The organism is Anaeromassilibacillus sp. An250, from assembly GCF_002159845.1.
Taxonomy (GTDB): Bacteria; Bacillota; Clostridia; order Oscillospirales; family Acutalibacteraceae; genus Anaeromassilibacillus; species Anaeromassilibacillus stercoravium.
In genome coordinates this window covers 1-15,757 of record NZ_NFJK01000035.1, presented here as the reverse complement: position 1 = coordinate 15,757, position 15,757 = coordinate 1, and the positions used below count along the sequence as shown (strand labels likewise).

Genomic DNA, 15,757 nt, shown 5'->3' with positions numbered 1-15,757 from the left:
CCTATGAAGGCTCTGTCCTTCTACTTTTTTATTTGCTTTTACTTGCTCTTCTGTCCAACATGTATTGTAGCTCTACAGACAACCGAATCGAAACTGCAAAGCAATAGTGGAATTTTTGCAGAAATTCTGCTATAATAGTTAGCCTATGGTATGGTTTCAAGGACAACCGGCAAAGGAGATGCAACATGGCCTGGAAAGGGATCAAAAAATTTTTCCGCAGTGATATCGAAGTCCGCTGCGAATACTGTGCACACAGTTCGGATTTTGACGGGGCATGCGTCTGTCAATTGGGGAAGTACCGCACACCGGAAGGCGAATGCCGCAGCTTTTCCTATGATCCGCTCAAGCGCACGCCGCAGAATCTACCGCCGCTGCGCGAATACAATCCGGAAGATTTCAAACTATAATTTCGTGCCCGGCCACCCCTGGATGTCACGCCGCCGGGGATGCCGGGCATTTGCACAAAGGAAGGAAATAAACGATGGACAAGCCAACCCCTGCACAAAACTCGTTTCACATCCGCTTTGCACAAGAAGCGGATATTTCCGCCATCTTAGGATTTATTCACGCCCTGGCAGATTACGAGCGCATGTCCGACCAGGTAATCGCGGACGACGCCCTGCTGCGGGAATGGATTTTTGAGAAGAAAAAGGCCGAGGTTCTGATCGGCGAGGAACAAGGGTTTCCGGTCGGCATGGCCCTCTTTTTCCACAATTTTTCCACCTTCTTGGGGCGCGCGGGCATCTATTTGGAGGACCTGTTTGTCCTGCCGGAAAAGCGCGGAAATGGCTATGGCAAAGCCCTGTTGGAGCGCCTCGCGGCCATCACCGTTGCACGTGGCTGCGGGCGTCTGGAATGGAGCTGCCTTGACTGGAACCAGCCAAGCATCGATTTTTACCGGTCCATGGGCGCGGTGCCCATGAGCGAATGGACAACCTACCGTCTCACAGGGGACACTCTGCGCACGGTCGCGCGTCAAAGTATCGCGCAGCGTTTGGAGCTCTGCCCGTTGGATGAAACGCTCCTGGAGGAATACGGCCGCCTGCATGCGTTGTCCTGGCGTTCTGTGTATCGCGGGATATTGCCGGATGATTTTCTCGAGCAGGAATACACGCCGGAAAAGAGGACCGCCGCTCTGCGCAAATCCTGGGAAAATCGTTCCAATGAGCAATTTTACATCGTTTATGTGGACGGCGTCCCCGCTGGCATGTTGGCCTTCTGCCCCACAGAGGATGCCAACGTTGGGGATGTAAAGGGCCTGTATCTTCTCCCTCCATTTCAAGGGCAGGGATTTGGCCGCGCGTTGATGGATTGGGCCTTGGAGAAACTAAAGGCGCTCGGCTGCCGGGAGGCAATCCTCTGGGTACTGGAAGAAAATCAACCGGCGCGCGCTTTCTACGCCCACTACGGTTTCCTTCCGGACGAAGGCCGCCAAGAGTTGACGCTGGGGAAACCGGTCACCATCGTGCGCTACCGCAAACAAATTGCGTAGATGCATTGCCTTTTCTGCATGGCATTGGTATAATAGAGATAAATTGGAGTAAATTTATCTACAATAAAAGGGTACGCCCCTTTCCGGCGGTCCCTTTGGAGGAATTTTTATGCTGGAATTAAAAAATATATCTCTCAACCTTGCCGATAGCAAGGACATTTTAAACGACGTTTCCCTCAATGTGGAGAGTGGAAAATTCGTCGTGATCACTGGGCCAAACGGCGGCGGAAAGTCCACATTGGCAAAGATCGTCGCCGGCATTTTCAAGCCGACGTCCGGCCAGATTCTCTTTGACGGCCAGGATATTACCAACGCCAGCATCACAGATCGTGCGCGTATGGGGATCAGCTATGCATTTCAGCAGCCGGTCCGCTTCAAGGGTATCAAGGTGCGCGACCTCATCACGCTGGCTGCCGGCCGGGAATTGACCACCTCCGGGGTGTGCGAATATCTCTCGGAAGTCGGCCTTTGCGCGCGCGACTATGTGGACCGTGAGGTCAACGCAAGCCTTTCCGGCGGCGAAATCAAGCGCATCGAGATCGCCATGGTCATGGCGCGCGGGACAAAGCTCTCTATTTTTGACGAGCCGGAGGCCGGCATCGACCTGTGGAGCTTCCAAAATTTGATTCAGGTATTCCGTAAGCTGCACGACGGCATCCACGGTTCGTCGATCATCATCATTTCCCATCAGGAGCGCATCATGGAAATTGCCGACGAGATCGTGGTGCTTTCCAACGGAAAAGTCTTGACGCAGGGGACGCGCGAGGAAGTGCTGCCCAAGCTGCTGGGCGGAACAGATACCTGCCACTTCTGCCCGCGAGAGGAGGGTGTATGATGGACAACATTGCAAAAAAGTTATTGGAATTGGTCGCCGATTGGAAGGGCGAACCGACGAAATCGGCTTTTAATATCCGCGAAGATTCGGAATGTGCCGGACGGCAAAATACAGAAAACGTCCGCATCGAATCCAAGACGGACCGCCCTGGCATCGATATCATCGTCAAGAACAACACCAAAGGCGAAAAGATCTACATCCCCGCGCTGGTCACGCACAGCGGTGTCAAGGACTTGGTCTACAATGATTTTTACATCGGAGAAAATGCCGATGTGACAATCGTCGCCGGCTGCGGCGTCAATTCCGACGGCTGCGACGGTGCGGAGCACAACGGCATCCACCGCTTTTTCCTCGAAAAAAATGCACGGGTCGTCTATGTGGAGAAACATATCGGCATGGGCGAGGGTACGGGTGAACGCATCATCAACCCGCAGACATATATCGAAGCGGCGGAAGACAGCTATATGGAGATGGAAACCACCCAAATCAAGGGTGTGGATTCCACCAAGCGCTTCTCGAAGGCCATTTTGCAGGATCGCGCAAAGTTGGTCATTAAGGAAAAAATCATGACGCACGGCAAGCAGTATGCGGAGACAAGCTTTGAGGTTGATCTGAATGGGACGGATTCCAGCGCGCATCTCGTCTCGCGTTCGGTTGCGCGCGACGATTCGAAACAGCTCTTCCTCTCCAAGGTGAACGGCAACGCCAAGTGCGCCGGGCATTCGGAATGCGACGCCATCATCATGGACAACGGTTGTGTGAGCGCGATTCCGGAAATCAGCGCCAATTGCGTGGATGCTGCCCTGATCCATGAAGCGGCAATCGGCAAGATTGCCGGCGAGCAGTTGATCAAACTCATGACGCTCGGTTTGACGGAAAAGGAAGCCGAAACACGCATCGTGGAAGGATTTTTGGAATAAGCATAGATTCGCTCAATGGAAGCACCATCGGATTCGCTGTCTGCACATTCGATGGTGCTTTTGTTATGTCGTGTTAATGACAAAATTTCTCTGCAAGCCTCCTTTTTCAATGTATATTTACATAGTAATCTATTGAAAATTTTAAAATTTTAGTGTAAAATGTTTCTATCGATCATATCCTTAAACGGCTTTAAGGGAACGAAACCAAGCAAAAGAAATGTGGTGAGGACATGGATGTTTTTAGCCCGCTGGTCAATCAAGGAATCGCACTCGATTATTTAATTTCTGTACATTATTATGAATTTACACAGGACTTCTCTTCCTCAAAAGTTGCACATGACTGCTGGGAGTTTCTTTATGTGGACAATGGGCAAGTTGAAGTGTCTACGGAACATGCCATCTATCTTCTTCGGAAGGGGGATATTATCTTCCATAAACCGGAGGAGGTCCACAGCATATCGGTCCGGGGAGCGCATACACCCAACTTAATTCTGGTTAATTTTTGTTGCCATTCCCCCGCCATGCGTTTCTTCGAGCACAAAATTCTTCGTGTGAGCGATTCGGAAAGCCTGCTCTTGGCGGCCATGATCCGCGAGGCGCGCAATGCATACGCGACTCCTTTGGACGCTCCGCCTTCGCAACCCTTAGAGCGGCGCGAAAACGCTCCCTTTGGGGCGGAACAACTGATTCGAATCAGCCTGGAACAAATGCTGATCGACCTGATTCGAAAAGGGAATATCGTCGATGCAAATTTAAAAATTAGTTCCTCCATCCGCGAAAAGGCCAACCAGGACACCTTCACCAAAATCATCACGTATTTGGAGAACAATGTTCACCGCAGCCTCACATTGGATGATGTATGCCAGGACAATTTGATCGGCCGCTCGAACCTGCAAAAAATGTTTCGCGCCAAAACGGGAGGCGGGGTGATGGAATACTTTTGCCGGCTCAAGATTGAGGCCGCCAAACGGCTGATCCGCCAGGGCGGGCAAAACTTCACAGAGATTGCACACGCGCTTGGGTTCTCCACCATCCATTATTTTTCCCGCCGGTTTAAGGCCATCACAGGAATGACCCCGACGGAATACGCCTCCTCCGTCAAGCTGCGCGCAGAGGAAGACGTCTCTGTCGAGGGGCCTTCCGTCCAGATTGCCACCTGACCCTTCCAATCCACTGTATATTTTTTCCGCCCTTTCAAAGACTAGAAGTATCACTTCTTTATGGAAGGGCGGTTTTTTATGTATCAAACAGATTTCTTTCCTCTCTTTTCCCAAAAGGATGGAAGGGAGGCGTTTCGTTCTTGATGGAGTCGCTTTGGAGTAAAACAACGGATATGCCCGCTTATCCCCCACTGCGCGGAGAGCTCCGTGCAGATGTCGCGGTAATCGGCGGGGGAATGGCGGGCATTTTAATTGCCTACTTTCTCGCAAAAGCAGGGCTTCACCCGGTGGTCCTGGAAGCCGAGCGGATAGGAAGCGGGCAAACCAAAAATACTACCGCCAAAATCACCTCCCAACATGGTTTGCTCTATGCCCGCCTAGTCGAACAATTTGGCGAAGAATTGGCTCAGCAGTACGCACACGCCAATCAAAAGGCATTGGAACACTACCGCACTCTGATCGCGGAACTGGACATTGACTGTGCATTCACCCAATGTCCTGCCTATTTGTATTCCACCCTGGAAGAGGAACCCCTCGTCCGGGAGGCACAAGTGGCCAGAAGGCTGGGCATCGAGGCAAACTTTACTAGGCGTACCGAACTCCCTTTTTCGGTCCGCGCTGCGGTCCGCTTTGACGGACAGGCGCGTTTCCACCCCCTGCACTTTTTGCGGGCAGTCGCTTCCCATTTGGAAATTTACGAGCATACGCCCGTCCAATCGGTAGAAGAGCATCGCCTTTTGACGCCGCATGGGGTGGTGATGGCCGAAACGATTGTTTTTGCCTGCCATTACCCCTTTCTTAACATGCCGGGATATTATTTTATGCGCATGCATCAGGAGCGCAGCTATGTGCTGGCATTGGAAAATACCGCTAAGATGGAAGGAATGTATCTTGGTATCGACGAGAACGGGCTTTCCTTCCGGCCGGATGAAAATGTACTCCTTCTCGGCGGGGGAAGCCACCGCACCGGAGAAAATGCCGCAGGCGGGCGATATGCCCGTCTGCGCCGGCTGGCACAGCGCTATTGGCCGGAAAGCCGTGAAATTGCCGCCTGGTCTGCACAGGATTGCATGACCTTGGATGGCGTTCCCTACATCGGCCCGTTCTCCTCCTCAACGCCCCATTGGTATGTCGCCACAGGGTTCCAAAAATGGGGAATGACTTCCTCCATGGTGGCGGCACAGATTTTGACCAGCCAAATCATGGGACGAAACCATCCGGACGCCGAAGTCTTCTCTCCACAGCGGTTCAAGCCCTCTGCATCTGCCAAAATGCTGATCGAGGAAACAGCGCATGCAACCGCCGGGTTGTCGCGTACCTTCTTCAATCCACCGCGCGCGGAGCTGGACGCCCTCTCGCCAGGACACGGCGGAATTGTAGAATACGACGGCAAAAAAGCGGGCGTATATAAAGACGAACACGGGGAGATTTTCGTCGTGTCTGTGCAATGCCCGCATCTGGGTTGCCAATTGGAATGGAATTCGGACGAAAAAAGCTGGGACTGCCCTTGCCATGGCTCCCGGTTCGATTATAAAGGCAATCTTCTGGATAATCCCGCACAGGAGGATCTTCCCCATGCATGAAAATCATCTGATCCATGAAAAATCGCCCTATCTTTTGCAGCATGCCCACAACCCGGTGGATTGGTATCCCTGGGGGCCGGAGGCGTTCCGTGTAGCAAAGCAAAACAACCTGCCCATCTTTTTGAGCATCGGCTATTCCACCTGTCATTGGTGCCATGTGATGGAACATGAATCCTTTGAGGATGAAGAGGTTGCCGATCTGCTAAATCAACAGTTTATCTCCATCAAAGTAGACCGTGAGGAGCGCCCCGACATCGACACGGTCTACATGGAGGTTTGCCAGTCGCTTACCGGTTCCGGTGGTTGGCCCCTCACGATTTTGATGACACCTGCACAAAAGCCCTTTTTCGCTGGAACGTACCTCCCTAAACATGCCCAATATGGAACAGCGGGGCTTATAGAGCTGCTGCAAGAGGTTTCTAAGCTCTGGCGTGAACAACCGGAGATGCTTTTACATTCCAGCGAGCAAATCGCCGCGGAACTCCAAGAACGCTCCGCGCAGTTTCACAGGGCAGCCGAGCCAAGTTTGTCTTTATCCGACCGGGCGGTTCGCCAATTACAGGATCGTTTCGACCCCCACTATGGAGGATTCGGGGCCGCGCCCAAATTTCCGATGTGCCACAATTTGCTCTTTTTGCTTCGGTATGCGGCGCGGACAAAAAATCGCAAAGTGCAAGAAATGGCTCTCCAAACGCTCGGCCACATGTATCGCGGCGGCCTCTTTGACCATATCGGAGGCGGCTGTTCCCGCTATTCCACGGACCGTCGTTGGCTCATTCCGCATTTCGAAAAGATGCTCTATGACAACGCGCTTCTCGCCTATACCACGCTGGAGGCATTTCAAATGACCAGCCGCTCCTTTTTCCGTACGATGGCAGAGCAGACGCTCCAATATCTCTTGCGGGAATTGACCTCCCCGGAGGGAGGGTTCTACTGCGGGCAGGATGCGGACAGTGACGGAAAGGAAGGGGCATATTACGGATTCACGCCGCAGGAAATCGAGCATCTACTTGGCCCCAAGGATAGCGCTGCTTTCTGTGCGTATTTCGGGATCACACCCCGTGGAAACTTTGAAGGACAGAATCTTCCCAATCTCTTGGATCATCCGCTTTACACGGAGCCGCCCGCAGAGATAGAAAGCCTTTGCAAAACCGTCTACCAGTACCGCCTCTCCCGCCTGGAATTGCATCTGGACGATAAGATTTTGACCTCTTGGAATGCTCTGGCGATTGTAGCCTTCACGAAGGCTTATACTGTTTTGGATGACGTCCGCTATTTAGAAGCTGCGCAACAAGCGCACGCATTTCTGCAAAGGCATCTGCGCACGGCCGACAGCCGCCTTCTGGTGCGCTGGCGGGCAGGAGAAGCGGCCTATCCAGGGCAATTGGATGATTATGCCTATTACGCCTGGGCATTGCTTGAATTGTACCATACAACCTTTGATTTTTCCTATTTTGACGAAGCGGTTACGCTTGCCACAACGATGGTTCATTCCTTTTTCGACAACCAACACGGTGGTTTTTACTTTTATGCATCGGATGCAGAACAACTGCTGACCCGCCCCAAGGAATTCTATGACGGTGCGCTTCCTTCCGGCAACGCGGTGGCAACGCTTGTGCTGGTTCGTCTGGCTGCGCTGACGAATGAACCAGATTGGCGCACGTATGCGGATCTTCAGCTTCGTTTTCTCGCAGGGAATATTGCCGATTTTTCCATGGCGCATTGTTTTGCACTTTTGGCGTTGGAAGAGGCCTTAGATCCGCCAAAGAGCCTCTTATGTTCTACCGTTGGTTCTGTCCCGTCCGAGTCCCAACCGTTTCTTCGAAAGCAACCTATCCATATCTTGGTGAAAAACACAAATAATGCACCGGCCTTGGAAAAAATTGCTCCATATACCGCGAATTATCCTATCCCGGCAAACGGTGTGATGTATTATCTATGCCGAAATGGGGCTTGTCTGGCGCCGGTAGAGCAACTGGAACAACTGAAAGAAATGCTATGAACACTTCATCGTAGCAAGAAATCCTATGGAAAATCGGAAAGTCTTTGTCCGTATTCCTATCGATGAAGCAGATGATTCTGCTCCCTGAGCCAAAATTTTTCTAAAAACAGCAAGGACCCAGCCTCGGAGTTCCGAGGACTGGGTCCTTGCCGTTTTCAGGGAAAGGCAGTGCCCTTTCCCCTTTATTCTAGTATCTTCGATTATCCAATCGGACGCACAGCGGGCACACAGTGCCTTTCGCGCCTACGGCGGACGCACAGCGTCTTTCGCGCCTACGGCGTTCCCTACGAAAGCAAACTGCGAGGAGTTCGCTTTTTGCTCCACATTGAAAGCCCTAAGGAAATACTTAGCCAATCGTTACCGTGCAGTGTTTTGTAGCGTTCTGACCCGGCAGGGTGGTGTAAACGCCCGTGCTCTGGCCCGGCGTGCCGATGGCATAGACTCTGTAGTAGTAGTCGTTGCCAACCTTCGCCACGAACTGCGTCTTCAGCACATCGCCGTTGCCGGCCGTGAAGCTCGGCGCCATGGCGTTGCCGTTCACGACCGTCATCTTGAAGCAGTACGCGCTGCCTCTCTTCAAGGTGAAGTTCACCGTCGTATCGGAAACCACATACGCATTCGCTGCCACGCTCTGGCTTGCAGATACAACGCCCGCTGCGCCGTATGCGTTGCCGATGTTGGCAGACGTGCTGCCCTTCGAACTCGTGGAGGTTCTCTTCTCGACCAGGCCGTCGATGCTGTTCTCCAGCACTTCGACTGCATCCGCAACCTCTTCTTCGGTCGCCTGGTCGTCGTTCAAAACTGCCTTTGCCGTGCTCAATGCGGCCTTCATCGTTGCCACGCTCTTCGTCGTGTACTTATTGGTATTGATTGCCTCGGCTTCCCCGATCAATGCTTCCAGCGCATCCTTATTCGGGATCATGCGCAGAGCGGAGATCGCTGCCGTAAGGTCTTTCACTGCGGTATCCACCGCATCCTGCGTTGCGTTTTCATTTGCCAGGACGGTTTTTGCCTCTTCCAGAGAGGTCTCAAAGCTCGTCCATGCGTCGTTCTGGGTGTACTGATCCGCATTTGCAACAATGCCGTCGCCCTTGAGGACCAGCGCTTCCAGCTCGGTGATGTCTGCGCGGTAGACCAAGCCATAAATAGCGTCATACAGCGCATCCACTGCTGCGGTGATGTCCGCTTCCAGGACTTCTTCATCGTCCAGCAGGTCTTGTGCTGCTGCATACGCTTCGTCCAGCGCTGCCAGGCTGTCCGGCGTGAACAGGTCGCGGTTGATGGACTCTGCGATCTCCATCGGGATTTCCAGCTGGCTCTTATCGCCTGCGACAAAGCTCAGATAATGCAGTGCGTCGATCAAGTTGCTCCATGCGGTGTTGATCTCGTCCTGCGTTGCGGTCTTCTTTGCTTCGACGTCCTTCGCTGCCTGCAAGGCTGCTTCGTATTTCTCCTTTACGGACGGAACAGCCGCATCGGCCTCGTCCGCTCTGCCCTCTGCAATCTCAATGGCAGCGCGCAGGTTCTGCTTGTCTACCACTGTGAAGCCAAGCTCGATCGTGGTATCTGCGTTCGGCATGACCGCGCTGTAGACATATTCGGCAACGTCAAAGCTGTCTTCCGCAATGGCTTCGACGTTCACGGTGACGCCTGCAATTTCTCTGCCGTCCACTCTCGGCGTGAAGGTCAGATTGAGCTCGGTATCCGCCATCACGACGTCTTTATATGCGCCGATCAGGTTAGCAATCGTCTGGCTCTCGCCATCGATGCTCAGTTCAACGGTGTTCGGGAAGGTGACCGTCAGCATGTGCTCGGACGGCACTTCCGGCTCATTGGGGAAGTCCGGGGAATTCGGCGTGGTCATGGCTGCATAAAGAATGCTCCTTGCAATGCAGACTGCCATCTGGCTGGCATCCTCTGGGAGTGCTTCCGCATCTGCAATGGCGCGCTCCAAACGGGCCAAGCTGGTTTCAGTAAAGTTGGATGTATCAACCGCCTTTGCCTGTGCCAAAACATCTGCCAATTTCTCGCGGTCTTCCGTGGTGTCCGCGCGGAAATCGGTCGTGATTTCCAATTCTTCCGAGTTTGCAATCACCGTATTGTCCTTGAGGGCAACAAGTTTAACATAATAAGTCCCCGCCTCTGGAACGGTGAAAGCCACTTTATCCTTCGCATGGCTTGGGTGATGAGCAATATTGGTTTCCTCATGGGTGTAAACACCGGGCTCGGTTCCATACAGCACTTTATAACTGTTTGCGCCGGAATTCAGCGGATAGTAAGCCATCAGGGTATTGTACGCGGAAGTGACATCTACGTCCAATACAGTGGGTTTCTGCATTTCCTCCAGCTCTTCCGCACTTAGCGGCCGCACAAGGACGTTATCCACATCAAAGCTGCGCTGATAACTGCGCATACCGATTTTGCCGGTTTGATAGCGGCTGTTTGCATCTGCCCAACGGTATACCAATTCTCCATCAATGTAGAATTGGAAGGTATCATGCCATGCAACGACCTGAAGTGTGTGGGGTTCCCCCACTTTAAAGTCAAATCCTTCTTCTCTGGCCAACTGATACCAATTTCCATCGCCATAGCCCATAATCCAATAATTGTGTCCGATGCCAAAGTAATACCCATGGAAATTATTGGCTCCAGTGCCTTCATTGGTACTGCGGAAAATAATACCGGCATTTTGTGTGTTGTCCTGTGTCAACGTGATGTCGGCCTTGACAACATAATCGCTCCATACATCGTCTCCCGCCATTGCCTTGACGTCGCCGTCTGAACCAAAGTGCAACAATCCATCGGAAATCTGAATTTTGTCAGTTGCACCATGCTTCGTCCAAGCGGCATTGGAAGCGTCTACATCGGAAAAATCATCCGAGAAATTCGCTTCCACATAAGGTGGATATTCCGAATCCGGCTGATCATCCTCATTTACAAAACCTTCAAAGACCTTCAAATCCTCTTCTGTCACCGGACGGACTTGGACTCCATTCGCCGTAAAGGCTTCTTTCCAAGAGCGGAAACCAACGGTTCCAACCGCATAACGGCTATCATGGAAGCGGTATACCAGCTCGTCGTCTACATAGACTGCAAAGTACTCATCGCGGGCGACTACCTTAATGGTGTAAGTCTGGCCTGCCTGGAAATCGCGCGGAATCCCAGCAAGCTGGTTCCAGCCTCCGTCAGCATAGCCTATCACAATACCATTTTTGCCGATACCGGCGTAGTATCCATAATATTCATCCGCATTGTTGCCGAACTTTGTTCCGCGGAAAATCAGCCCTACATCCCGGTATTCGTTTTTATCAATGGTAACTTGTGCTTCTGCAACATAGTCCGACCAATCGTAAGCTTCTTCCAGATCCAAAACCGCTTTTACGCGCTCGCCTACTCCGAAATGAATTTGCGAGCGGTTGTCCGGTGTTTCCTGGATTTCTACCAAACCTTCCGGATCATACAGAAGCCAATCGCGTTCTGTATCTTCGACGGTCCCAAATCCGGTATAAGAAGCCTGTGGTACATCGGGATTTGGCTTTAGAATATCCTCCGAACCAGGTTCAACAGCGCATTCTGCTGTAACTTCTTCGCCTTTAATAACGGCTGCAATCCGTACAAAACAGGTCTCTTCTGGATCAATGCCTGAAAGTGTGATCGTCCCTGTTTCAAACCCAGTGACCGTGTTGGTATAGACCCCTTCCTGCGTTCCATATTCCACGCGGAACGGCGTCTCCTGGGGATCAAGGTTTGTAATGACCTTCACTACATCGTCCGAACGCTTTGTGTGGACAATCTTGATGGTATCCACTGTCCGGCGAATCGGAATCACTTCGATCTGATCGGCCCGTGCATCCACCAAACGGATATTGTTGTATTGGCCGGCATCAAAACGGAGGTCTCCGGGGATCAATCCCTTCAGGTTTTCAATGGTCGCCGGTCCGGAAGAAAGATCGATCTCCTGAGAATATTTTCCGTTAATGATGACGCTTCCCGTTCCCTCGCCGCGAATTTCCAGGGTATAGTCGCGCGCTGCGGGTACCACAACATTGTCAAATTCCTGATAAGTAGTTCCATGGACTGTAACTTCCTTCGCATCCACATCCGCTGTCTTTATGATTGTATCGGAAGGTTCTCCGATTTTGGGGAAGTGGGTAACACGCAGGCGGCCGCATCCATAGGGAATCAGCTCGATATCCTCGACCAAGCTTTCATCGTATGGGGTCGGGCCAAAGGGCTGCGGGCCGGCGATATTACCGTCCAACGTCCAAGACGGGATGATCTGGCCTTTCCCTTTTAGGATAACGGGCGCATTGTCCACACTAAAGGGCTGAAGCGCCACATCTTCTGCTTCCACAAGCTCGAAGCTCTCCGCTGGATTTTCCCGGTTGACAATCAATCCATAGTTCCAACGGCTTGCCGGATAAATTTCACGCAGAGGGGACTGCTCCTGATGTGCCTGCTGAATGTCGCGGGCGTCGTTGCTGTCTTCTGTGCGCCAATCTTCTTCAATCTTGAGGCTGAAAATCAGGGGGCCTTTTTCCACAGCAACCGAATCGTTGTACCAGGTGGAGGTCTCCAATTCGCTCGGCAGGCGTACGTCGACTTCATCACCGGCTTGCCAGTCGCGTTTGATGGTATAATATTCGCCGGTAATAACGCCTTCCTGTTCCTCTCCATTGACCGAAACTTCCGGAGCTTCGCACCATTCCGGGATGCGCAGTTTTAGTTCAAATTCCGCGGTTTCCCCGTTGTAAGTCAGGTGGATTGCATCCTTAAAGGGGTAATCCGTTTCCTGCACAAATTGTGCCGTCTTTCCGTCTGCAACCTTAGCGGTCACACTGTTTGGGCCGTAGGCTACCAGCGCAAGCCCATTGTCCTCTGTTGCCATCCACATATTCTGGACAAATTTTGGCCATCCCATGTGGCAGTTCGGGAAACAGCATTCGTATCCTGCCGGAGCGCCATAAGCGATGTCATCACCGTGGTCACAATCGAACTCATGGTATCCCACTGTGGAGATCACCTGGTTTTGCAGCTGATAATAGCACTGTCCACTGAAGTCCGGCGTAAAGCAAGCGGGCAGCGAATTGTATGCCAAGCGTTCCATGTGATCCGCCGTCCAGACGTCTCCAAAGATACGCTCCGATATTTCCGCTGTCAACAATCCTTCCACCACGCTGCACGTCTCATTGCCGCGTGTCGAACGATTATCCCTAGCCCGTTCATCGGCATTGGGCTGATTGTCAATTCGGCCATGATCCACACTATAATTGAAAATACCATTACGATAGGCGACTTTATCCGCCTCATCGCCGCTGAACTGATAATAAACCGGCGGCGCCTTAATTCCCTGGGTGGTATTGACAACGTGTTCACGTATCGTCGTATTGTTGCATTTGTCCTGCCAATCCCAAGTCTGCTCATAGAGCAATGTACCTAGATCTAGCAACCACTGGCTGGCTTCCGGGTCTGCGGGATCATATACCTGGTTATAAAACCAGAAAACACATTCGAGATTGTCTCCCCCGCGGGCGTCGCCCCAATCGCTTAGAGGCCGGTTGGGAAGTTCTTTTGCCTGATAACGGTAGTATTTTTCAAAGAAAGGCAGTACCCGCTCATCCGGATTCCCTTGGTGAACGGTAGCCTCATAATAATCGCGCATTCCCATCAGGGCAGGCATACGGGACCACCAATTTCCCAAGCTGCTGGTGGGGCCAAAAGCGCCTGACTCCGTCTGGCTGCTTAAAATCGCCTCCACCCATTGCTGCGCCTCTTCTTTTAATTCGGCATCATCTAACGCATACGCCAATGCCACCAACCCGCGGAAGAAGTAGGTGCCTTTTTCCCAGTTATCCCCGCTCTGGTGGTTGAGCCATTCACTGGTCTCATAATTGTAATTGTTGAATTTTTTCATATTGCCGGTCAAATTGTCCTTTTGCAGCAAAAGCTGGTTCTCCAACCAGTCACGCGCTTTTACTGCTCCCAGAGGCAGCTGCACCAGCGGGGTTTCCAACAACTCTCCCTGATTGGAAACATAATTGACATTTCCTCGTCGGGAGGACTCCGCTTCGGCGGAAGCCGGTACTGCCATACTACAAATCATGGACACCGCCAGAACGCAGGCCGAGACTCGCCGCCAAAGCTTTCCAGTTCTTTTCATAAAATTCACTCCTCCTATTCAAATTTTGGCATTCTTATGCCAATTTTACGTCTATCAGTATAGCAGTCTAACGCGCACGAGTATTTACAGTTTTCCTGGATTCTTTTACAATTTTTTGTGCATTTTAAAATTTACTATCTAACTAGAAAAGCCTCTCAACACACAATTTCTAACCTTTTGAATAGGCCGCTCCATAAAATACCGTAAACACGCAAAAAGCCCCCACCCCAGAAATTCTCCCGGGGTGAGGGCCTTGCTGTTTATTAGGGGACACACGGCGTCTTTCGCGGACCTCCGGTCGGGACGCGGGCACACAGTGCCTTCCGCGCCTACGGCGTTCCCTACGAAAGCAAACTGCGAGGAGTTTACTTTCCGCTCCACAGGGAAAGTCCTACAAGAACAAGGGGAAAAACGCCTAAAGACACAGGAAGCCATCGTTCTGCATCCGATCTGAAAAAGAAAAGCATGGAATATAGAAAAGGGCCCAGCCTCGGGAAAACTCCCGGACTGGGCCCTCGTTGCTTATAGGGAAGGACCTCCAGTCGGGACACGCCTCTGGCGGCAACCACGAAAGTAAACCGCGATTATGGCGTGTTTCGCTCCACAAGGGAGTGTCCTTTAGAAGCATTTATCCCATCGTCACGGCACAATACTTCACTGGACGTGTAACGTCTTACGCGGACGCGCAGCGTCTTTCGCGCCTACGGCGGCAACCACGGAAGCAAACCGCGATTGGTTTGTTTTGTGCTCCACGTAGGAAGTCCTACGAAAGCTCCTACGCAATCGTTACTGCACAGTGTTTCACTGGGGCATTGCCCGGCAGGGTGGTGTAAACGCCCGTGCTCTGGCCCGGCGTGCCGGTTGCATAGACTCTGTAATAGTAGTCGTTGCCGATCTTCGCCACGAACTGCGTCTTCAGCACATCGCCGTTGCCAACCGTGAAGCCCGGCACCATGTTGTTGCCGTTGACGACCGTCATCTTGAAGCAGTATGCGCTGCCTCTCTTCAACGTGAAGTTGACCGTCGTGTCGGAAACCACATAGGCCTGCTGGTTGGTCACGCCCTGGGCTGCGGATACAACGCCCGCTGCGCCGTATGCGTTGCCGATGTTGGCAGACGTGCTGCCCTTGCCGCTGTTGCCTGTGCCCGGCTTCTCCGCCTTGACCAGGTTATTCGCGGCAACTTCCAGGTTGGTATATGCCTTTGCGACCGCCTGCTCGTCTGCATTCGCATCCGCGGCAACCGTCTTCGCAACGCTCAATGCCGCCTTAAAGGCTGCCACGCTGCGGTCGGTGTAGCCGTCCAGATCCTTCTGCTCCATCTCCGCGATCAGCTTGTTCAGCTCATCCTTGTTCGGGATCTTCCGCAGGGCTGCCATTGCATTGGACAGCTCCACTGCCTTTGCATCCACGTCAGCCTGCGCTGCGTCTGCGTTCAGAAGCAGTTCTTCCGCCTCTGCCAGCACCGTCTTGAAGGCCGCCATGGCTTCGTCGTCGATGTAGAGGTTCAGGTCAAGGCCGTTCGCCTCGTTCACCGTGTTCTGGAGGATGGACATATCCGCACGCATTTCCAGCTTGTCGATCGCTGCCTGCAAGTTGTCATATG

At 52.4% G+C, this 15,757-nt stretch carries 9 protein-coding genes; 7 read left to right on the top strand and 2 right to left on the bottom strand.

What is annotated here, in order from left to right; translation table 11 throughout:
- Window positions 1-185 precede the first annotated feature (185 nt).
- From B5F54_RS16660 to B5F54_RS16630, 7 genes are all read left to right on the top strand, one after another.
- Entirely contained in the window at window positions 186-407 is a 222-nt protein-coding gene (locus B5F54_RS16660) for a hypothetical protein (protein WP_087235280.1), read from the top strand.
- Window positions 408-481: 74 nt separating this feature from the next.
- Entirely contained in the window at window positions 482-1,492 is a 1,011-nt protein-coding gene (locus B5F54_RS18465) for a GNAT family N-acetyltransferase (protein ID WP_087235279.1), read from the top strand.
- Between the two features lie 109 nt (window positions 1,493-1,601).
- A complete protein-coding gene (locus tag B5F54_RS16650) occupies window positions 1,602-2,327 on the top strand; it encodes an ABC transporter ATP-binding protein (protein ID WP_087235278.1) in 726 nt (241 codons plus the stop codon).
- Window positions 2,324-3,247 carry a SufB/SufD family protein gene (locus B5F54_RS16645; protein ID WP_243254901.1) on the top strand — a complete coding sequence of 308 codons (924 nt, stop codon included), beginning with the start codon at window positions 2,324-2,326 and terminating at the stop codon, window positions 3,245-3,247. The genes B5F54_RS16650 and B5F54_RS16645 overlap by 4 nt, the downstream gene beginning before the upstream one ends.
- A 230-nt stretch (window positions 3,248-3,477) precedes the next feature.
- Window positions 3,478-4,407: an AraC family transcriptional regulator gene (locus B5F54_RS16640; protein WP_087235276.1), complete on the top strand. Its 930-nt coding sequence runs from the start codon at window positions 3,478-3,480 to the stop codon at window positions 4,405-4,407.
- Between the two features lie 143 nt (window positions 4,408-4,550).
- The gene (locus tag B5F54_RS16635; protein WP_087235275.1) at window positions 4,551-5,990 is read left to right on the top strand and encodes an FAD-dependent oxidoreductase; all 1,440 of its coding nucleotides are present in this window, start codon (window positions 4,551-4,553) and stop codon (window positions 5,988-5,990) included.
- Entirely contained in the window at window positions 5,983-7,992 is a 2,010-nt protein-coding gene (locus tag B5F54_RS16630) for a thioredoxin domain-containing protein (protein WP_087235274.1), read from the top strand. The genes B5F54_RS16635 and B5F54_RS16630 overlap by 8 nt, the downstream gene beginning before the upstream one ends.
- 346 nt (window positions 7,993-8,338) lie before the next feature.
- Here B5F54_RS16630 and B5F54_RS16625 read toward each other — a convergent pair whose 3' ends face one another.
- Window positions 8,339-14,152: a family 16 glycoside hydrolase gene (locus B5F54_RS16625; protein ID WP_087235273.1), complete on the bottom strand. Its 5,814-nt coding sequence runs from the start codon at window positions 14,150-14,152 to the stop codon at window positions 8,339-8,341.
- A 775-nt stretch (window positions 14,153-14,927) separates the two neighbouring features.
- On the bottom strand, window positions 14,928-15,757 hold an 830-nt coding region (locus tag B5F54_RS17815), incomplete at its 5' end, for a hypothetical protein (RefSeq protein ID WP_442856141.1).

Coding starts and splice junctions, on each gene's coding strand:
- B5F54_RS16660 (WP_087235280.1), top strand. CDS start 186: ATGGCCTGGAAAGGGATCAAAAAATTTTTCCGCAGTGATATCGAAGTC.
- B5F54_RS18465 (WP_087235279.1), top strand. CDS start 482: ATGGACAAGCCAACCCCTGCACAAAACTCGTTTCACATCCGCTTTGCA.
- B5F54_RS16650 (WP_087235278.1), top strand. CDS start 1,602: ATGCTGGAATTAAAAAATATATCTCTCAACCTTGCCGATAGCAAGGAC.
- B5F54_RS16645 (WP_243254901.1), top strand. CDS start 2,324: ATGATGGACAACATTGCAAAAAAGTTATTGGAATTGGTCGCCGATTGG.
- B5F54_RS16640 (WP_087235276.1), top strand. CDS start 3,478: ATGGATGTTTTTAGCCCGCTGGTCAATCAAGGAATCGCACTCGATTAT.
- B5F54_RS16635 (WP_087235275.1), top strand. CDS start 4,551: ATGGAGTCGCTTTGGAGTAAAACAACGGATATGCCCGCTTATCCCCCA.
- B5F54_RS16630 (WP_087235274.1), top strand. CDS start 5,983: ATGCATGAAAATCATCTGATCCATGAAAAATCGCCCTATCTTTTGCAG.
- B5F54_RS16625 (WP_087235273.1), bottom strand. CDS start 14,152: ATGAAAAGAACTGGAAAGCTTTGGCGGCGAGTCTCGGCCTGCGTTCTG.